The following is a 19,746-nucleotide window of genomic DNA, read 5'->3' as shown; positions in this document are numbered from 1 at the left end:
GTATATGGATTTGAGAGAATGCTAGGAAATGTCGGGGTGGCTATCAGCCGATCATCGTCTTGATGTCGTCCTCGACCGTCGTGATGCCGCCGATGCCGAAGTTCTCGACGAGAACCTTGGCGACATTCGGGGAGAGGAAAGCCGGCAGCGTCGGTCCGAGGTGGATGTTCTTGACGCCGAGGTGCAGCAGGGCCAGCAGGACGATGACGGCCTTCTGCTCGTACCAAGCGATGTTGAAGACGAGCGGCAGCTTGTTGATATCATCGAGGCCGAAGACTTCCTTGAGCTTGAGCGCGATGAGGGCGAGACTGTAGGAGTCGTTGCACTGGCCAGCATCGAGGACGCGCGGGATGCCGCCGATGTCGCCGAGGTTCATCTTGATGTACTTGTACTTCGCGCAGCCAGCCGTCAGGATGACCGTATCCTTCGGCAGAGCCTTGGCGAACTCTGCGTAGTACTCGCGGCTCTTCATGCGGCCATCGCAGCCAGCCATGACGACGAACTTCTTGATGGCGCCGCTCTTGACAGCCTCGACGACCTTGTCGGCCACGGCGAAGACCTGCGCATGTGCAAAGCCGCCGACAATCTGGCCCTTCTCGAGCTCCTTCGGGGCCTGGCACTTCTTGGCCATCTCGATGACCGCGCTGAAGTCCTTCGTGCCGTCTGCCTTCGCCTCGATGTGCGGGCAGCCCGGGAAGCCGACAGCGCCCGTCGTGAAGATGCGGTCCTTATAGGAATCCTTCGGCGGGACCAGGCAGTTCGTCGTCAGGACGACAGGGCCGTTGAACGCTTCGAACTCTTCCTTCTGCTTCCACCAAGCATTGCCGTAGTTGCCAGCGAAGTGCTTGTAGTGCTTGAACTTCGGATAGTAATGAGCCGGCAGCATCTCGCCGTGCGTGTAGACGTCGACGCCCGTGCCTTCCGTCTGCTCGAGCAGCATCTCGAGGTCGCGCAGATCGTGGCCCGAGATCAGGATGCCCGGGTTCTGGCGCACGCCGAGGTCAACCTTCGTGACTTCTGGATTGCCGTAAGCCTGCGTGTTCGCCGTGTCGAGCAGAGCCATGCCGTCGACGCCGAACTTACCCGTCTCGAGTGCGAGAGCCGTCAGCTGCTCAGCCGTCTGGCCGTCATCGAGCAGGCGCGCGAGTGCCGACTGGATGAATGCATCGATGGCCTCGTTTTCCTGATTGAGGACGTTGGCGTGCTTGACATAGGCAGCGAGGCCCTTGAGGCCGTACGTCGTGAGCTCGCGCAGGCTGCGGACATCCTCGTTCTCCGTGGCGAGGACACCGACCTTCTTGGCCTTCTCGTCAAAGCCGTCGCGGCCGTCGCTGTAGAGCGCTGCTTCCGGCAGGTTCTCACGGCTCGTGAGCTTTGCCAGGCACTCCGATTTGACCTTCAGCGTCGTCTCGATGGCCTTGATGATGGCCTCGCGGTCAAAGTTCGCATTCGTGATCGTGATGAAGAGGTTCTCCGTCACGAGGTGGTTGACCTCGCGCGAGACCTGCTTGCCCTCAGCGCGCAGGCGCGTCGTGACAGCGGAGAGGCCTTTCGTCACGTAGATGAGCAGGTCCTGCATCGCTGCGACTTCCGGCTTCTTGCCGCAGACGCCTACCTGCGTGCAGCCCTTGCAGCCAGCCGTTTCCTGACACTGAAAGCAAAACATCTTATTTTCCATGATCAACTCTCCTTATATCAAACACACATTGGTTTCTCGTTTCATTGACCTTATCATAGCAGAAGTCCTGCGCCCTTTTCTGTAACGATTGTTACAATACAAAAATCCCATCCCGCTTGTGAGCAGGATGGGATATCGATGACAGGATGGTGCGATTGGTGAGAGTCGAACTCACGACCTGCCGCTTAGGAGGCGGACGCTCTATCCAACTGAGCTACAACCGCACAATACCTTTATTGTAGCAGAGGTGCCGGAATTATGCAAGACATGCCGCCTCAGTCGCCGCCGCCCTGCTCGACCTTGTGGATGTCCTCCTTCGAGGCGTTTGCGAGGTCGGCGTACTGGAAGGCCTGATTGCTCGGCAGGTCGAGGATAAAGCGGTCTGTCTTGTTGAGCGTCGCCGTGCCGCGCACCATGTCGACATCGAAGACGTGGCCGCCCAAGGTGCGCGCCGCATTGATGAAGTGGAAGTGCCAGCCTGGCGTGTTGACGCCGTCCATGAACGGCGGGAAGTAGAAGCAGACGAGCGAGCCCTCGATGTTCTCGAAGGCAAAGCGGCGCTCATCCGTCTCGAGCACTTCGGCAAACGGCTTGTAGGGCTCGTGCTGATAGAGCTCCGTGCGCGCCGCCACGCGGTTGAAATAGCCGTCGATGCGCACGACGTACATGCTGTTCGGGCCAAGCAGCTCGATGCTGTCATCGAGCGCCTCGCGCAGGGCCTCGGCCGTCGCCATCGCGCCGAACTTGATCGTATGGCCTTCCTCGAGGTAGGCGATACTCGCAAAAGGCGTCGTGTCGAGCGGCTGCGCCTCGAGGACCGAGCCGTCCGCGAGGATGCGGTAGCAGTGACCGTCGATGACGATGAGCTCGCCCGCAACGGCGTGGAACGTGCCGATGCCCGTGTCACCATGCTTCAGCAGGTCTTCGATGTAGAGGCAGCCGTAGTAGTTGCCGAGGATCAGCGATTGCAGTGTCGAGATCTGGTAGACGGGCTCGCGCTTTTCCTTGATGCCGCTGACATCGCGCGGGCGCAGAGAATGTTGTGTCATAAAGATTCCTCACAATACAGAAGTCCAATCAAATGGCGGGATTGGATATAATTTTTTTGATTCAGTAAAATTGTTTACAATTCGTTTTCATTATAGCACAACCTGGCACAGACATGCTATGCGTCGCGTCCACAGGATAAAGATTCCATCAAAAAAGGCTCACAGTCGCCTGTGAGCCGCAAAGGTCCTAATGATCAGCCCTTGATGGCACCGAGGACATCCTCTGCCGTCAGGTTATTCTGTTCCATGTACTCGACAAGCACCTTGTAGTCCTGCTGCGCTTTCTTTGCCTTTACTTCTTCAAGCTGAGCCTTCAGACCTTTGAGCTCTTCCTGCTTCTTCGCAATCTTTTCCTGCAGGGTTGCAATCTTTTCCTCATAATTTGCTTTTCTTGCCATAATAGAAGTTCTCCTTCCGAAAAATAAGTGAAAATTCCTTTTCTTATTATACGTCAAAGATATGCATTTTCTCAAGAAAAAATTTTATTCCTTTTTCCGCTTCCAGATATTCTGCTTGATGTCGGGAATATCTTCGTTTTTGACTTCATTCCATTTCTGCGCCTGCCGCAGGCAGAACCAGGCTCCACCGAAGCCGATGAGCAGCAGGATTGCCCCTGCGATGAAGTTTCCCTTCGTCAGCAGATAGAAGCCGCCGAAAGCCAGGAAGCCAAAGAAAATCGTATTCCACGACTGGATCATGACATTGAACCACTTCGTGATTCCCCGCATATGAACCCCTCCTATTCCACGAAAAACTCTCTTTATATTATAGCGGATTTCCTTTATTCCTGCACGTAAATCTGCAACGGAATCTCGATAGAACCGCCTTGAGACGATTGCCAAGAAAGCGCTTCCTGCTGTAAAATAAATGAAAGATACATCATCGGATTCGATACAATGGAGGAATCATTACCATGAAGAAAATAAAGCGTTCTTATCTCGCTTTGGCCATCGGACTTGCCCTGGCATTCACAGCGCCGCAGGCAGCATCTGCTGCTGGCGCCGCCTGCGGGACGGTCACGGGCGCAGTCTACACGCACGGTTCCGAGCGCGGCATGAAGATTGCCTCTGCTCCGGATGCATCGGCAGGCGGTATCAGCTGGGATCTCGCCGCCCCCAAGAGGAAATTCCACGACAAGGAAGCCGACATCTGGCTGATCGGCAAGGATTTCACGTACGATAAACTGAGCGCACAGGAGATTGACGACTGGTATCGCTTCGGCAAGATTCCCAAGGACACGCCGGTCTATCACACGGAGACGGAGAAGAAGACCGGCAAGTACAAGTTCGAAGGCATCCCCGAGGGCCAGTACTTCCTCGTCATCCTCGACAGCTACGGCCGTGACGCCGCGCAGAACCTCACGGAGCTCGACGACAAGCAGCAGCTCCAGAAGAAGCTGCCCAACTGGGATGCCTTCGAACTCTTCAACGTCGGACCGCGCAGCTGCCTCGTGCAGATGGTCACCGTCAAGCGCGGTGAGACCGTCAACATCAAGCCCGGCACCATCGGCTAAAATTTTCCAGCGATTGTATACATTCTTGCTATGTTTTCCGCGATTGATATGGTATAATAGCCCTGCGCTCTTCAAAGCGCAATGATCTAGAACAGAACAATCGTGGAGGAATACGAATACATTGAAGAAAAGATTGTTTCGTTTCTTTGCATCTTTCATCTCCATCCCATTCCTCGTTTGCGGCCTCAGCCTGCAGTTCACAGTATCAAGTGTGCAGGCGAGGCCGCTCCTGCGCGTGGGGATACACCATGTCGGCACGGACATCACACAGGATGCAGCCGGCAATTTCTACGGCATGGAGACGGACTTCATGCAGGCGCTCGGCAGCTATGCAGGGCGCGAGGTCGTCTTCGTGCCGGGCACCTGGGAGGAGTGCCGATCTCGCCTGGAGCGCGGCGAGATCGATGTCATCTCCGGCATCGTCAAGACGCCGCAGCGCGAGCAGACCATGCGCTTCTCGCGCCTGATGATGGGGCGCGCCAATGACAGCAGAGACGTCCATGGCACGCTGCTGCCGCACCGCGTCAACCAGCTCTATTTCGCCGTGCGGCGGGATGATGAGGCGCTGATGCAGGAACTCGACCTCGCGGCCGACCAGCTCATCGGCAACCGGCCGTACTTCGTCAGCCATCTCTACCAGCTCTACTACGGCCAGCGCGGCTCCGCAGAGCTCCGGCTGACCGAGAGGGAACAGCGCTTCCTCAAGAGCCACCCCGTCATCTCAGCCGTCGTCGTCGCGCGCGAAGCTCCCTTCGCCTACGTCGACAAAGAGGGCAATCTGCAGGGCACGATGAAGAAGCTCGCCGACCGGCTCGAGAGGGATCTCGGCATCAAGCTCGCGCTCGTCATCGAGCAGGATTATGCAGCCGCACAGGAAGACCTCGACAAGGGCCGCGCTCAGATCCTTCTCAATGCCGACTGGGATGTCGGTTGGGCAGCCGCCCACAACATGGACCTCTCTGCCGTCTACCTGACGTCCTACTACACGACCGTCACGCGGCGCAACGGCGCGCCGAAGAGCCCGCGCATCGCCTGCCTATCAAAGCGCCTGACGGACCGCGTCCTCTTAGAGCGCTATGAGAAGAACCAGATCCGGCACTACGCCACGGCTGAGGAATGCCTGCGCGCCGTCAGCAACGGTCAGGCGGACATCGCCTTCCTGCGGCAGGAGACGGCGCAGTACAACATCTGGCAGGGGGATTTCCCGGAGCTCATCACGGACGGCATCGTCACCTCCTCGCAGGACATCGCCATCGGCATCTCCGACCAGATGGAGCCAGAACTGCTGACCATCCTCGACAAGGAGATTCGCTTCATCGGGCCAACCGGCATTTTCGACTACGCGTCCTTCTACGATCAGGGCCTCGACAAGCGCCGGAGCATCCAGTCTCTCTTCTATGCCTACCCGCAGTACTTCATCACAGGCCTGCTGCTCCTGTTCTTCGTCCTGCTGCTGCTGACCTGGCGCCAGTCCCGGATGCGCCGCAATCACCTGGAGCAGATGCAGCACATCATTGACACGGACCGCTACACGGGACTGTACAACCGAAGCTGGTTCAAGTACGAAGCCAGTAAATACCTCAAAGGACACGAAGCTCAGGGCCATTTCGCCATCGTCGAGATCGGCATCAGCCGCCGCGACATCCTCGTCGAGACGTACGGGCAGGATGTCATCGTGGAACTGTTGCGCCGCATGGAGGCGACGCTTCAGAAGACAGAATGGGCTAAGCTGCCTGCCGTGCACACGAGCACCGGCAGAGTCTTCTTCCTGCTTCACATGGACGCGTTCGACGACAGGACGCAGCTCACGACAGCCCTTACACACCTGATGCATCTGAATGAATACATCAGCATCGGCCATCTGGTCGTACACATCGCGTTCCACATCGGCATCTGCCCGCTCACACCGGGCCTCTCTGTCGCCGACGCCATGAACCACGCCAACCTCGCCCTGCACGAAGCGAATCCCATCTGCTTCTACAACGCGGAAATGCAGCAGAAAGCCGAGTTCCAGAGCCGCATCGAGAGCTTGCAGCAGGGCGCTCTTTCCCGCAAGGAGTTCGAGGTCTGGTACCAGCCGAAATACGACCTCGCGACGAGAAAGTGCATCGGCGCCGAGGCGCTCGTGCGCTGGCGCAGCCGCGAGCTCGGCTTCATGATGCCGGGCCAGTTCATCCCGCGCTTCGAGAGCAACGGCTTCATCACACAGCTCGACTTCTATATGCTGACCCACGTCATGGAGACGGTGAAAGAGCGCCGCACCACCGGCCTGCCCATCGTGCCCGTATCCGTCAACCAGTCGCGCCTGCACATGCAGGAGAAGAATTACCTCGCCTACATGCAGCGCCTCAAGACGTACTACGGCACAGAGGACATCGAGCTCGAACTCACCGAGACAGCCTTTGACTTCGACACGCCGGAGATGCGCGAGCACGCGCTCCACGTCATGCACGAGCTGCACGAGATGGGCTTCCGCCTGTCCATCGACGACTTCGGCAGCGGCTACTCCGATCTCACGATCCTCAATGCCATCCCTCTCGACGTCATGAAGATCGACCGCTCGCTGCTGCTCGCCTCGAGAGGAGCCAAGCGCATGCAGGCCGTTCTCGCGCGCATGATCGACCTCGGCCATGCACTCGGCATGACAGTCATCTGCGAGGGCATCGAGGAACACGAGCAGGAAGAAATGCTGCGCAGTTACGGCTGCGATCACGGCCAGGGCTACCTCTACGGCAAGCCCATGCCCGAGGCAGAATTCAGCAGCTTCTTGGAGCAGCACATCTGAAGCGCGCAGCAGGTTGCACAAAAAAAGACCTGAGACAGCGATGTCCCAGGTCTTTTTATTCGCTTGTATCCAACAGAGATCGATTCAGTCTTCTGCGGCCCCCGCTGCCTGCCGCATGGCACAGCTATTCTCCTCGGCATCCTTCTCCGGGTCAAATGCCTTGATGGCCTTGGCCTGCTGCATCTTGTCCTGGCAGAGGACGAGCTCGACGCGGCTGCCGAGCAGGCGCTTGGCCTGGCGGAAGGCCAGGCGGAAATCCCGGCTCCACGACAGCATGACGTAGGAAGAAGCGAGGTCACTGTGCGCCGCATTGACGAGCTCACCGACCGATGGGCAGTTGCTCTCGCCTCCGCTGACGATGATGTGGACGCCAGCCTCCTGCAGCTCGCGCGCCTGCACCTTGTTCTCGGCGACAGCGAGCAGGGCGACACGCATCAGGGCGCCGTGCGCATTGAGCACGTGCACTTCGCTCATGTTCGTGATGTGGAGGTTCTTGATGGGGCCCCAGCCGATGGCCTGCTCCACAACCTTGCCGACGTGGTCCGTGTGCAGGTGGACCTCGATGCCCTTCTCGTGGCGCTCGACGAGCGCAAAGCTCGAGTATTCGCGCAGGTGACGCTCAAACTCCGGCACGTCGACGCGCGTGTTGCAGACCGTGAAGCGCACGCAGTACGGGCGCACGAGATCCTGACGCGGATCAGGCAGGCCCGGCTGCCCGGCCTCAAGGCCGAGCGAGAGGCTGATGGTCGGCGAGACGAAATTGCCGTCGAGGCCCTTGAGGCAACCCGTCAGGAATGTAAACATGATGCGCGCACCGGCATCCTCCTGTCCGATCTGCGTCAAGGCCTGTTTACCCGCCTCGATGGCCGCCTGCAGGATCTCCGAGATCGGCAGGTTGGCGCGCACAGCGTGGTAAGCGCCCTTGGCCACGGCCTTGGCCACCGTGATGATCGGCTGCTCCGGCTGCTCCGGCACCGCGCGCTGCGCGTAGAGGACGCCGTACTGGAACGCTTTGCCGAACTCCGACGACGTCGCATTGTACTTGCCCGAGAGCCCCTTGCCGAGCCCGCGGAACATCTGCGCGAGCACGACGCCCGCGCTGCCGCGCGCGCCAAAGACAGCAGCCGTCGCGATGCGGCGGGCCAGCCCGCCGATGCTGTCATCCTTTGTATGCGAGAGCGGCATGACGGCCGCCCCCATCGTGCGCAGGATGTGCGTGCCCGGCATGTGCCCGGCGCCCTTGAGCGCATTGATCTCCTCATACTCCAGCAGGAACTCGCTGTACGCACCCGATACCATGCGCTTGAAGTCACTGCCCGTGATTACCTCTCTATTTCCTGTCATGTTCATCACACCCGTTTCTTTTTGCTGCCTTGGCCTTGCCAAAACAGGAATGCTACTTTCTATTATAATTCGCGGCGAGAAAGAAAACACCTCTATTTTCACGAAAATATCCGATATCTTTCAAAAAAAGACGGAAAACTCACCTGCCGAAAGAAAAAATCACCAAAAGCGAAAATTTCTCTTGCCATCAGAGAGAAAAACAGCTATCATAGATATATATGTCAAAATCACATAATTCACGTGAAATGAATCCATCCAGCATCAACCCATTGCATGGATTTCACTGAAGGAACACATACCTCGGAGGTGAAAATCAAATGGCAGTACCAAAGCGCAAGACTTCCAAGGCCCGCCGCGACCAGCGCCGCGCCAACTGGAAGCTCACGGCTCCCGGCTACGTTGCCTGCCCGCAGTGCCACGAGCCGAAGATGCCGCATCACGTTTGCCCGGAATGCGGTTACTACGATGGCAAGGAAGTCGTCAAGGCAGCAGAATAAGGCAGCAAAAAGAACCAGATCATCCCTACGGACGATCTGGTTCTTTTTATGCTCTGATGCGGGCAACGAAAAAGCCCTTGCAGACTGCAAGGGCTGATTTGCAAATGGCAGAGAGGGTGGGATTCGAACCCACGGTGGCTATTAACCACACTTGATTTCGAGTCAAGCACCTTCGACCACTCGGACACCTCTCCGTGTTCCTCTACGTTCGTTGAAGAACATAAAGTATGATATCACACATTCCCGCAAATGTAAAGCACTTTTTTCAAATGGCAGTCGCTCTCAACTCTTTTCTGGAATCATCCATAAAGAATAACGATTACTCGTTGACAAAATACTAAATAACGGGTAGAATAATCTTACAAATATTTATTATCCATTACTGTACCCTAAAAACAGCTTGACGGGACAGGAATAGAAAGAGATAGGTGATGATATGCTGACTTCTGCTGAATTGACCAGTCGTCTGCGCGAAGCCGGTTTCAAGGTAACGCCGCAGCGCCTTGCCGTCTACAACATGCTTTCCCACACGAAAGCACACCCCAATGCCGATACGATCTACAAAGAACTGCAGCCGCTCTACCCGACGATGAGCCTGGCCACCGTCTACAAAGCGCTCGCCATCCTCTGCGACCTCGGGCTCGCACAGGAACTCAACGTCGGCGAGGAAGCCTTCCGCTACGATGCCGACACGAGCCACCACCCGCATATCCGCTGCACGTGCTGCGGCCGCGTCGACGACGTCCCGGCACTCAACACCGAAGGCGTCTACGAGCAGGTCAAGGACGAGACGGGCTATGCGCTCTCCGACCACCAGCTCTACTTCTTCGGCGTCTGCCCGGAATGCCAGGAAAAGAAAGCCCATGCCGTCCACTGACAACCAATACCTCTTCCCCTCATCAAAAAAGCTGACACATGGTGTCAGCTTTTTTGATGCATATATGGGATTTGAAAGAGAAAGCAATTCAGGCCTGCACAGTGCTCTTGCGGCGCTTGAGCTGCAGGAGCAGGATGACGACGAACAGCGCAAAGCCTGCGATGTCCGTCAGGAAGCCTGGCTTGATCATCATGAGGCCACCCGCGATGAGCACGAGGCGCTCCACCGTGCTGCAGTCATCGGCCAGGTAGCCGATGAGGGCCGACGAGAGCGCAACCATGCCGATGAGGGCCGTCAAGGTCGTCAGCAGCAGGTCAAGGGCCGTGCCCTCAATCATCAGCAGCACCGGCGACAGGACGAACATGTACGGGATGATGAAGGCCGCTATGGCAAGCTTCGAGGCGTTGATGCCTGTCCTCAGGGGATTGCCGCCAGAGATGCCTGACCCTGCGAAGGCCGCCAGCGCGACAGGCGGCGTGACGTCGGCGATGATGCCGAAGTAGAAGACGAACATGTGCGCACAGAGCACCGGCACGCCCATCTGCACGAGCGCCGGAGCGGCGATTGTCGAGGTGATGACGTAGTTGGCCGTCGTCGGCACGCCCATGCCGAGAATGATGGCCGTGATCATCGTGAAGAACATCGTCGGCAGCAGCAGGCCGCCCGAGAGATCCAGGAGTCCAGAGGCCAGCTTGAGTCCGACACCCGTCTTCGTCACGACGCCGATGATGATGCCGGCCGAGGCGCAGGCGACGAGGACCGAGAGCACGTTGCGCGCGCCGCGGTCGAGGCCGCGGACGATCTCGATTGGCTTCATGCGCGTCGACTTGCGCAGGGCCGAGCAGAGGATGGACAGCACAATGGCGACGAGCGCTGCGCGCATCGGCGTGTAGCCAGAGACGAGCAGGTAGACGATGACGATGAGCGGCAAGGCCAGATGGCCGCGCTCACGGAGGATCGTGCCGATCTTCGGCAGCTGGCTGCGCGGGATGCCCTTGAGGTTGCCGCGCTTCGCCTCGAAGTGGACGCCGAGCCAGATGCCCGCGAAGTAGAGGAAGGCCGGCACGATGGCCGCCTTGACGATATCGATGTAGGGAACGCCGACGAACTCAGCCATGAGGAAGGCCGCAGCGCCCATGACCGGCGGCATGAGCTGGCCGCCCGTCGAGGCAGCCGCCTCAACGGCTCCAGCGAAATCCTTGTGGTAGCCGAGTTTCTTCATCATCGGGATGGTCAGGGAACCCGTGCCGACGACGTTGGCGACGGAGCTGCCGGAAACTGTGCCCATGAGACCGGACGACAGCACGGCGACTTTCGCCGGGCCGCCGCTGGCCCAGCCGGCGATGGCATTGGCGAGGTCGATGAAGAACTTGCCGAGGCCCGTCGACTCCAGGTAAGCGCCGAACAGGATGAACAGGAAGATGAACGTCGACGAGACGCCGAGCGGGATGCCGAAGATGCCCTCTGTCGTGAAATAGAGGTGGCCGACGAGCTGCTCGATCGTCAGCCCGCGGTGCGCGAGGACGCCCGGCATGTAGGGACCGGCAAAGGCGTAGATCAGGAAGGCCAGCACGACGCAGACCATCGGCAGGCCGACGATGCGGCGCGTCGCCTCGATGACGAGCAGGATGCCCAGCAGGCCGACGACGAGGTCAATGCCCGAGACAGTGCCCGAGCGCAGCACGAGATGCTGATACTCCATCACGATGTAGGCAGGCGTCGCAGCGCCGAGAACGGCGAGCAGCACATCGAAGGGATGCACCTTGTAACGCGACCACGACTTGCGCGTCGGGTACAGCAGGTAGACGAGCGCCAGGCCGAAGCCCAGATGGACGGCTCGCTGCAGTTGCGCGTCGAGCACGCCGAACGTCGCCGTGTAGAGCTGGAAGACGGAGAACGTGATGGCAATGGCGGAGACGATTTTCGCCATGATGCCCTTGTACATCATCGTGTCGGATTCTTTGTCGTATTTCTTTAAGATGTCATCTGCGGATTTTGGATCCAGCTTTTCAGTCATAAAAAACATCCTTTCTGCTTCTCTGCTTCCCTATTCTCGGGAAGGAAAAGTATTCAGCAGCCGAGCAGAGCCCGGTAAAATGGCACAATGGAGAGATCGATGCGCGTGCCGGGCGCATATCGCTCATAGAGGCGGTACTCCCGCCCATCGACTGTCAGCGTGAGCTTCGTGCCCACCCCCGTCCGCAGAGAGAGCGTCCGGAAGTGACGGTCCATGTGATCGAAGATGTAATAATCCCCTTCCTCGCGGAAGTCTCCTTCCTCCGCGAGGAACGGCAGCCCTACGCCGAAGGACTGGTACTTCGTCGAGAGCAAATTGAAGCCATCCTTCTCATCGTTGATCTCGAGATTCTCGAGCACCGGTGTTTTCTGCACCGAATGGATGAAGTGGATGGAAAAGGGCAGTCCCGCCCTCGCCTCGACCATCACCACGCGCTCCCCCTGCGCCCGCACGACGAAGCACGGCATCAGGAATACGGAGAGCACAGCGATGATTGAGCCGAGCACGGTCAGCCACAGACAGATTGGATAACGACGCATAAGACCACCAGACAAAATCAAAAAGGCCTCCTCCATCGCACACCGCACATGCATGAGCTGACGAAAGAGGCCTTTCCTTATATTACGCTTTTACTCGATTACTCTTTGAAGAACTTCTCAGCACCGGCGTTCATCGGCAGAGACATGCCCTTGAGGGCCGTGTCCTTCGTGATGAGCTTGCCGACGGAATGAGCGGCCTGCAGGCGGTCGAGGTTCGTGAAGATGGCCTTCGCGATATCGTAGCCCATCTTGTCGTCTACCTTGTCCGTCGCGACAAGCATGGCCATGACGGAGATCGTCGGGACGTCCTCGTCGAAGCCAGCATACGTGCCAGCCGGGATCGTCGTCTTCGTGTAGAACGGATACTTCGCGATCAGGGCCTCAGCCTTGTCGGCATCGATTGGCAGCAGGCGTACCTTGTTCTGAGATGCGATATCCTGTACGGACGAGGTCGGATAACCGGCCGTCAGGAAGGCTGCATCGACGTTGCCATCCTTGAGGGCGCTGGCGCCTTCTGCGAAGGACAGGTACTGGACATCGATGTCGTTGTAGGTGATGCCGTAGGCCTCGAGGATCTGGCGGGCATTCGCCTCAGCACCGGATCCGGCTGCACCGACGGCTACGCGCTTGCCCTTGAGCTCCTTGATGCTCTTGATGCCCGACTTGTCGAGCGTGACGAACTGGCACGTCTCCGGATAGAGCGAAGCGATGCCGCGGATGTTGTCGACCTTCTTGTCCTGGAACATCTCCGTTCCATTGACGGCATAGTAGGTGATATCGTTCTGGACGATGGCCAGGTCGACGGAATTGTCCTTGAGCATGTTGATGTTCGCGACCGTCGCACCAGTCGACTGTGCACTCGCATTCATGCCCGGGATTTCCTTGTTGAGGATCTCCGCCATCGCACCGCCGATCGGATAATACGTACCGGCCGTACCGCCCGTCGCGATGTTGAGGAATTTCTTCTGGCTGCTCTCACTGCCACAGCCGGCCAGGAGCGCTGCTGTCATAACCGCTATGAGTCCCACGGTCAGCATTTTGGTCAAGGAATGAAACTTCATATTGAACGCCTCCCACTTTATGCAAAACAAATCATATCATGTATAAAATTATAACATAGTACATATACACTGACAAGACGAAATTCGTCATTTATCTAAAAATCTGTAATGTATATGTGTATACAAGAAACAAAAAGAGTCTTCCCCTATTGTGGGAAGACTCTTCGTTGAGTCATATCTGTCGTATCGAAGTTCAGCCGATGCGGGCCGTGTGGATGATCTCGTAGCCCTTTGCCTTGATCTTCTCGGAGATCTCATCGACGTTCGGGATGTTGCCACGCACGACAATCTCGTACTTGCCGTAAGGCTGACGGCAGGTCACGAGGCTGTCGATGGACAGGCCGCACTCCGTGAAAATGCCGGCGATATCGTAGACGACGCCGACCTTGTTGTCGACGAGCAGTGTCAGGCGCGTCTTGCCCTCCTGCAGGCCCATGACATCGACGAACGTCTTGAAGATATCCGTCTCCGTGATGACGCCGACGACGGCGCCGACGCTCGAGACGACCGGCAAGCCGCCGATCTTGTTGTTGTACATGATGAGCGCCGCTTCCTCGATCGTCGCATCCTCATTGACGGAGATGACCTCCTTGCTCATGATGTCCCTGATCTTGAGCTTGGCGAGCAATGAGCGCGCCTCGTAGCGCGAGAGCGTCGTCGCGGGCGACGGTGCCACGCGCATGATGTCCTTGTCGGACAGGAACCCGACGAGCTTGCCGTTCTCGACGACCGGCAAGCGGCGAAAATGGCCCTTCTTCATGGCGGAGGCCGCCTCATCGACCGGTGTGTCCGGCGTGACGGTCACTGGGTTCTTGGCCATGCGATTTGCTACAAACATTCAGAATCCCCCTCTGCAATTTTCTTGATAAGGATACATTCGCCGCAGAGCTTTGAGTTCCTGCTATGCAGCGAAGGCAAATACAAGGGATAAAGCGTCTCAGCCGCCAAGGTATGCCTTGCGGACATCCTCGCTGGCCGCGAGATCCTGTGCCTTGCCGGAGAGCGTGATGCGCCCCGTCTCGAGGACATAGGCACGATTTGCGATGGAGAGCGCCATGTTGGCGTTCTGCTCGACGAGCAGGACCGTCGTGCCGCTCTTGTTGATGTCGACGATGATGTTGAAGATCTCCTTGATGAGCAGCGGCGCGAGGCCCATCGAGGGCTCGTCGAGTAGCAGGAGCTTCGGACGGCTCATGAGGGCACGGCCCATGGCGAGCATCTGCTGTTCGCCGCCAGAGAGCGTGCCGGCCGACTGATTCTTGCGCTCCTCGAGGCGCGGGAAGAGCTCAAAGACGTGCTTGAGGTCCTGCTGGATGCCAGCCTTGTCCTTGCGCACGAAGGCGCCGAGGTCGAGGTTCTCCATGACCGTCATCTCCGCGAAGACGCGGCGGCCTTCCGGCACCTGCGAGATGCCCTTCTTGACGATCTCATGGGCGCGGACACCGGCGATGCTCTGCCCCAGGAAGGTGATGCTGCCCGTCTTTGGCTTCAGGAGGCCTGAGATCGTGCGCAGCGTCGTCGACTTGCCGGCACCGTTGGCACCGATGAGCGTGACGATCTCGCCTTCATTGACTTCGAGGCTGATGCCCTTGAGCGCATGGATGGCGCCGTAGTAGACGTCTATATTATCGATTTTCAGCATGGGTTCTGCCATATACATACCTGCTTTCCATACATCTGATTCTGATCATTCGCCGCCGAGATATGCCCGGATGACCTCCGGGTTCTTCTTGATCTCGTCCGGCGTTCCCTGCGCGATGATCTCACCGTATTCCAGCACGTAGATGCGCTCGCAGATGCCCATGACGAGGCTCATGTCGTGCTCGATCAGGAGGATCGTCAGGCCGAACTCCTGCCGGATCCAGCGGATCATGTCCATGAGTTCCTTCGTCTCCTGCGGGTTCATGCCGGCAGCCGGCTCGTCGAGCAGCAGGAGCTTCGGCTTCGCCGCGAGGGCTCGCGCGATCTCCAGGCGGCGCTGTGCGCCGTACGGCAGATTCTTGGCCACCTCATCCGCCTTGTCATCGAGGTGGAAGATCTTCAAGAGACTGTGCGCCTCTTTCTCAATGGCCTCCTCTTCCTTGAAGTAACGGCCGATGCGGAAGACGGACTCCAAGATACCGTACTTGACATGGTAGTGGAAGGCGATCTTGACGTTCTCGAGAACCGTGAGCTCTGAGAATAGTCGGATGTTCTGGAATGTGCGCGCGATGCCGCGCTGCGTGACCTGGTACGGCTTGAGGCCGACGATGCTCTCGCCCTCAAACGTGATCGTGCCCGTCGTCGGCTGATAGACGCCCGTCAGCATGTTGAAGGCCGTCGTCTTGCCGGCACCGTTCGGGCCGATGAGACCGACGAGTTCCCCGCGGTCCAGATGGATGTTGAAATCCGTGACGGCCTTGAGGCCGCCGAATACCTCCGAGACATTCTCGGTGCGTAAAAGCTCACTCATGAGGCGTCTCCCCTTTCTTGAAAATGCGGCGGAAAATGCCCATATTCGTGATCTCCATGTAGCCGAAGAGGCCCTGCGGACGGTAGAACATCAAGAGGATCAGCGCGATGGCGTAGATGATCATGCGGAACTCCGGCCAGCTTGCGAGCGCGGCCGAGATGAAGGTGACGACGAAGGCGCCGGCAATCGAGCCCGTGATCGAGCCGAGGCCGCCCATGACGACCATGATCAGGTAGTTGAACGTCTGCATGAAGGTGAAGGACGCCGGGCTGATGAGGTAGAAGCAGTGCGCGAAGAGGCCGCCTGCCACACCGGCAAACGCTGCGCCAATCGTGAAGGCCATGACTTTGTACTTCGTCGTGTTGACGCCCATGGACTCCGCCGCGATCTCATTCTCGCGGATGGCCAGGCAGGCGCGGCCATGATTCGAATTGACAAAGTTCTTGATGAAGAACAGCGTGAACAGCATGATGAAGAATACCCAGGCAAACGTCGTGTGGTGCGGGATTCCCTTGAAGCCGGCCGCGCCACCGACGTACTGGATGTTCATGATGACGATGCGGATGATCTCGCCGAGGCCCAGCGTCGCGATGGCAAGGTAGTCGCCGCGTAGGCGCAGCGTCGGGATGCCGACGAGGAAGCCCAAAAAGCCGGCCGCGATGCCGCCCGCGATCAGCGCGACGGCGAACGGCATGTGGAAGTTGGCCGTCAGCACGACGCCGACATAGGCGCCGACTGCCATGAACCCGGCATGGCCGAGCGAGAACTGGCCCGTGTAGCCATTGATGAGGTTGAGGCTCGCGGCCAGGATGATGTTGATGCCGATGATCAGGAGGTTGAGCTGCCAGAAGGAACTCAGGACGCGCTCCGTGATCAGGACCTGCAGGACTGCAAACAGGACAACCGAGAAGGCGAGCATGATGCAGTCATTCTTGCGTAAGTATTTCATATGCTCCCCTCCTTAAACCTTTTCCTTCGTGTTCTTGCCAAAGATACCGGCCGGCCGCACGAGCAGCACGAGGATCAAGATGGCAAAGGCAGCCGCATCGCGGAACGTCGACGAGATGAAGCCCGAGACGAGCGCCTCGACGACGCCGAGGATCAGGCCGCCGACCACAGCGCCCGGCAGGATGCCGATGCCGCCGAGGACCGCTGCGACAAAGGCCTTGAGGCCCGGCATGATGCCCATGAGCGGGTCAATCGAGTTGTAGTAGATGCCGACGAGCACACCGGCGACAGCAGCGAGTGCCGAGCCGATGCCGAACGTGATCGAGATGATGCGGTCTGAATTGATGCCCATGAGTTCCGCCGTCTCCGTGTCAAAGGAGGCAGCGCGCATCGCCTTGCCCGTCTTCGTCTTCTGGACGATATACGTCAGGATGACCATGAGCACGGCCGTGATGCCGAGGATCAGCATCTGCTGGCCGTTGATGACGATGCCGCCGACCGTGACGGCCACGTCACCGAACATCGCCGGGAACGTGCGCGGCGTCGGCGAGACGAAGTACATCGTCGTGTACTCGAGGAAGAACGAGACGCCGATGGCCGTGATGAGCACCGAGATGCGCGGCGCATGGCGCAGCGGCTTGTAGGCGAGACGCTCGACGAGCATGCCCAAGAATCCCGTGACGACGAGCGAGATGAGCAGTGCCGGCACGACAGACAGGTGTGCCTGCGTGATGGCGAAGAAACCGATGTATGCGCCCACCATGTAGATATCGCCATGGGCGAAGTTGATGAGCTTGATGATGCCGTAGATCATCGTATAGCCTAGCGCGATCAGTGCGTAGATACTGCCGAGCGAGATGCCATTGATGAGCTGCTGCAAGACTTGATGCCAGACTTCCATAGAGAGCTCCTTCCATATAGCAAGAGGCCGCATCCCTGCGGCCCCTTCTCTTCTAGCCTATTGTGTACGCTTCTTACTCTTCCGGCATGATCTTCGCGACCATCACGCGATCGCCATCCTTGTTCTGCAGGATGACGGCCTGCTTGATCGGGTTGTGGTTCTTGTCCATCGTGATCGTGCCAGTACCGACCTTGAGATCCTTCGTCTCTTCGAGAGCCTTCTGGATCTTCTCCGGGTCTGCGCTGCCTGCGCGCTTGATGGCATCAGCAAGCATCTTGCCGGCATCATAGCCGAGAGCTGCGAAGACGTTCGGCATATGGCCGTACTTCTTCTGGAATGCTTCGACGAACGGCTTTACCGATTCGTCCTTGTCGGAGTAATGCGTGCTGAAGTACGTGTTGTTGAGCGCTTCTGCACCGGCGATATCCGTGACCTTCGAGTCATCCCAGCCGTCCGTGCCGAGGATTGGGGCCGTGATGCCGAGCTCGCGGGCCTGCTTGACGATCTTGCCGACTTCTTCATAGTAAGCCGGGACGAAGATGACATCGGCGTTAGCCGTCTTGAGCTTCGTCAGCGTTGCCTTGAAGTCCTGGTCCTTGGCGAGGAAGGCTTCTTCCATGAGGACCTTGCCGCCTGCTGCCTCGAACTTCTCCTTGAAGACCTTGCCGAGGCTCTTCGAGTAATCCGTGCTGTTGTCGACGTAGATGACAGCCGTCTTAGCCTTGAGGTTCTCGGAAGCAAACTTCGCCATGACCGTGCCCTGCTGCGGATCGATGAAGCAGCTGCGGAAGACGAACGGCTTGACCTTGCCGTTCTCTACCGTGACGTCCGGGCTCGTGGCATCCGGTGCGATGATGGGGACCTTGTTGTCCGTGGCGACCTGCGACTCAGCGATGACGTTCGCCGTGACAGCCGGGCCGACGAGGACGGATACCTTATCATCCGAGATCAGCTTCGTTGCCGCATTGACGGCCTCTGATGCCTCGGATTTATTGTCGGCCGTGACCAGCGTGATCTTCTTGCCATCGACGCCGCCCGCATCATTGATCTCATCGATCGCGAGCTTGAGGCCGTCGAGCGTTGCTGCACCGTAGTTGGCAACGTTGCCCGTCATCTCGAAGTTCGCACCGACCTTGATCTCGTTGCTGTCAGCTTGGCTGCCGCAGCCTGCGAGTACGCCGCCCATGAGCATCGTGCCCATGAGGACGCTGGCGAGTTTCAGACCTTTCTTGCCGAAATTCATATGAATTCCTCCCTTTTCTCTCCCTAGCAATGTTTGATTGCGATGAACCTATTATAGTTTACACAGTTACAATAGTCAACACTTTTGTGCAAAGAAAAGGAACAAAAACTTGAATTTTGTTTTTCTAAAGGGGACTTTTCTTCCGTTCACTCAGGTTTTGTACCATTGAGATGGAGTTTCCGGCCAAAACGTTCACACAAGAAAGGTATTGTTTACAGTCTCTGTGTATACAAAAAGAGCGCAGCCAAAGCTGCGCTCTTCCCGAGTCTTAATCGCGTATGTAAATCTCGATGTCCTGGCGGCCGAAGGCCAGCGCCTCCGCTCTTGTGTCAAAGGCCACATCGATGCGGTGGCCCTGGATAGCACCGCCGACATCTTCGGCCACAGCCTCGCCGTAGCCCGGGATGTAGACATGCGTGCCGAGCGGGATGATGCTCGGATCGACGGCGATGATGCCGTGGCGCACGTGAGTGCCGAGCGCCGTGTAGGCGGAGTTGCCCGGATCATCGGCACTGTAGGCCGTCGCATTGACGTACATGACCGTGCCGTCGCTCTCATCCGATGACGGCTGGTATTCCTGCCCGCCTGAGAGCACGGAGTACGTGCCATTGCCGCAGACGCCGTCATCATCGAGACCATTCGCCTTCTGGAAAGACTTGATGGCCGCGACAGTCTGATTGCCGCAGATGCCGTCCGCCGCGCCGGTCAGCCACCCCTGCTCGATGAGCAGCGTCTGCACCTGCCGCACGGCCGGGCCGCGGGAGCCCTGCCGGACGAGGATATTCGAAGCCATTGCCTCCGTCGTGCCGAAGAGCAGGAGAAAGGAGGCCAGAAGAAACACT

19 protein-coding genes and 2 tRNA genes are annotated in these 19,746 nt (G+C 58.2%); 4 read left to right on the top strand and 17 right to left on the bottom strand.

Annotation, left to right across the window (positions count from 1 at the left end):
• Positions 1 to 43: 43 nt before the first annotated feature.
• The 5 genes from hcp to B2X55_RS01865 all read right to left on the bottom strand — a co-directional run bounded on the left by hcp (position 44) and on the right by B2X55_RS01865 (position 3,455).
• Positions 44 to 1,678 carry a hydroxylamine reductase gene (gene hcp / locus B2X55_RS01885; RefSeq protein ID WP_286820656.1) on the bottom strand — a complete coding sequence of 545 codons (1,635 nt, stop codon included), beginning with the start codon at positions 1,676 to 1,678 and terminating at the stop codon, positions 44 to 46.
• Between the two features lie 147 nt (positions 1,679 to 1,825).
• Positions 1,826 to 1,902: transfer RNA gene (locus B2X55_RS01880), tRNA-Arg, on the bottom strand.
• A gap of 51 nt (positions 1,903 to 1,953) precedes the next feature.
• The gene (gene budA / locus B2X55_RS01875; RefSeq protein ID WP_286820654.1) at positions 1,954 to 2,727 is read right to left on the bottom strand and encodes an acetolactate decarboxylase; all 774 of its coding nucleotides are present in this window, start codon (positions 2,725 to 2,727) and stop codon (positions 1,954 to 1,956) included.
• 194 nt (positions 2,728 to 2,921) lie between these two features.
• Complete coding sequence (locus B2X55_RS01870) at positions 2,922 to 3,125, bottom strand: protein kinase (protein WP_036374308.1); 204 nt, start codon at positions 3,123 to 3,125, stop codon at positions 2,922 to 2,924.
• Positions 3,126 to 3,209: 84 nt separating this feature from the next.
• Entirely contained in the window at positions 3,210 to 3,455 is a 246-nt protein-coding gene (locus B2X55_RS01865; RefSeq protein ID WP_036374311.1) for a hypothetical protein, read from the bottom strand.
• 185 nt (positions 3,456 to 3,640) lie between these two features.
• Between B2X55_RS01865 and B2X55_RS01860 the strand changes: the two genes are divergently transcribed.
• Together B2X55_RS01860 and B2X55_RS01855 are read left to right on the top strand one after the other, a co-directional pair.
• A complete protein-coding gene (locus B2X55_RS01860; RefSeq protein WP_286820652.1) occupies positions 3,641 to 4,240 on the top strand; it encodes a hypothetical protein in 600 nt (199 codons plus the stop codon).
• A 121-nt stretch (positions 4,241 to 4,361) separates the two neighbouring features.
• Positions 4,362 to 7,025 (top strand): EAL domain-containing protein, encoded by a 2,664-nt coding sequence (locus B2X55_RS01855; RefSeq protein ID WP_286820650.1) that lies wholly within the window; start codon positions 4,362 to 4,364, stop codon positions 7,023 to 7,025.
• A gap of 84 nt (positions 7,026 to 7,109) precedes the next feature.
• Here B2X55_RS01855 and B2X55_RS01850 read toward each other — a convergent pair whose 3' ends face one another.
• Positions 7,110 to 8,369: a DAK2 domain-containing protein gene (locus B2X55_RS01850; protein ID WP_286820649.1), complete on the bottom strand. Its 1,260-nt coding sequence runs from the start codon at positions 8,367 to 8,369 to the stop codon at positions 7,110 to 7,112.
• 317 nt (positions 8,370 to 8,686) lie between these two features.
• Between B2X55_RS01850 and rpmF the strand changes: the two genes are divergently transcribed.
• On the top strand, positions 8,687 to 8,866 hold the full coding sequence (gene rpmF / locus B2X55_RS01845; protein ID WP_036374320.1) for a 50S ribosomal protein L32: 180 nt from the start codon (positions 8,687 to 8,689) through the stop codon (positions 8,864 to 8,866).
• 105 nt (positions 8,867 to 8,971) lie between these two features.
• Here rpmF and B2X55_RS01840 read toward each other — a convergent pair.
• Positions 8,972 to 9,060 (bottom strand) — tRNA-Ser (locus tag B2X55_RS01840).
• Between the two features lie 242 nt (positions 9,061 to 9,302).
• Between B2X55_RS01840 and B2X55_RS01835 the strand changes: the two genes are divergently transcribed.
• Positions 9,303 to 9,743: a Fur family transcriptional regulator gene (locus tag B2X55_RS01835; RefSeq protein WP_036374322.1), complete on the top strand. Its 441-nt coding sequence runs from the start codon at positions 9,303 to 9,305 to the stop codon at positions 9,741 to 9,743.
• A gap of 88 nt (positions 9,744 to 9,831) precedes the next feature.
• Here B2X55_RS01835 and B2X55_RS01830 read toward each other — a convergent pair whose 3' ends face one another.
• The 10 genes from B2X55_RS01830 to B2X55_RS01785 form a co-directional block, all read right to left on the bottom strand.
• Positions 9,832 to 11,769: a TRAP transporter permease gene (locus B2X55_RS01830; RefSeq protein WP_414683475.1), complete on the bottom strand. Its 1,938-nt coding sequence runs from the start codon at positions 11,767 to 11,769 to the stop codon at positions 9,832 to 9,834.
• A gap of 44 nt (positions 11,770 to 11,813) precedes the next feature.
• A complete protein-coding gene (locus B2X55_RS01825) occupies positions 11,814 to 12,299 on the bottom strand; it encodes a DUF1850 domain-containing protein (protein ID WP_414683481.1) in 486 nt (161 codons plus the stop codon).
• A 98-nt stretch (positions 12,300 to 12,397) separates the two neighbouring features.
• The gene (locus B2X55_RS01820) at positions 12,398 to 13,360 is read right to left on the bottom strand and encodes a TAXI family TRAP transporter solute-binding subunit (protein ID WP_036374327.1); all 963 of its coding nucleotides are present in this window, start codon (positions 13,358 to 13,360) and stop codon (positions 12,398 to 12,400) included.
• A 193-nt stretch (positions 13,361 to 13,553) separates the two neighbouring features.
• Positions 13,554 to 14,198 (bottom strand): CBS domain-containing protein, encoded by a 645-nt coding sequence (locus tag B2X55_RS01815; protein WP_036374329.1) that lies wholly within the window; start codon positions 14,196 to 14,198, stop codon positions 13,554 to 13,556.
• 99 nt (positions 14,199 to 14,297) lie between these two features.
• Positions 14,298 to 15,002: an ABC transporter ATP-binding protein gene (locus B2X55_RS01810; protein WP_081828385.1), complete on the bottom strand. Its 705-nt coding sequence runs from the start codon at positions 15,000 to 15,002 to the stop codon at positions 14,298 to 14,300.
• A gap of 45 nt (positions 15,003 to 15,047) precedes the next feature.
• Positions 15,048 to 15,812 (bottom strand): ABC transporter ATP-binding protein, encoded by a 765-nt coding sequence (locus B2X55_RS01805; protein WP_036374332.1) that lies wholly within the window; start codon positions 15,810 to 15,812, stop codon positions 15,048 to 15,050.
• The gene (locus B2X55_RS01800; RefSeq protein WP_036374334.1) at positions 15,805 to 16,761 is read right to left on the bottom strand and encodes a branched-chain amino acid ABC transporter permease; all 957 of its coding nucleotides are present in this window, start codon (positions 16,759 to 16,761) and stop codon (positions 15,805 to 15,807) included. The genes B2X55_RS01805 and B2X55_RS01800 overlap by 8 nt, the downstream gene beginning before the upstream one ends.
• A gap of 12 nt (positions 16,762 to 16,773) precedes the next feature.
• Positions 16,774 to 17,661 (bottom strand): branched-chain amino acid ABC transporter permease, encoded by an 888-nt coding sequence (locus B2X55_RS01795; RefSeq protein WP_036374336.1) that lies wholly within the window; start codon positions 17,659 to 17,661, stop codon positions 16,774 to 16,776.
• A 73-nt stretch (positions 17,662 to 17,734) separates the two neighbouring features.
• The gene (locus B2X55_RS01790; RefSeq protein ID WP_036374338.1) at positions 17,735 to 18,904 is read right to left on the bottom strand and encodes an ABC transporter substrate-binding protein; all 1,170 of its coding nucleotides are present in this window, start codon (positions 18,902 to 18,904) and stop codon (positions 17,735 to 17,737) included.
• Positions 18,905 to 19,172: 268 nt separating this feature from the next.
• Complete coding sequence (locus B2X55_RS01785) at positions 19,173 to 19,745, bottom strand: 3D domain-containing protein (RefSeq protein ID WP_407717118.1); 573 nt, start codon at positions 19,743 to 19,745, stop codon at positions 19,173 to 19,175.
• Position 19,746: the final 1 nt, after the last annotated feature.

This window comes from Mitsuokella sp. UBA4253, from assembly GCF_002395285.1.
Taxonomy (GTDB): domain Bacteria; phylum Bacillota; class Negativicutes; order Selenomonadales; family Selenomonadaceae; genus Mitsuokella; species Mitsuokella jalaludinii.
The sequence above is the reverse complement of the archived record's forward strand: the minus strand, read 5'-3'. Positions and strand labels throughout refer to the sequence as shown.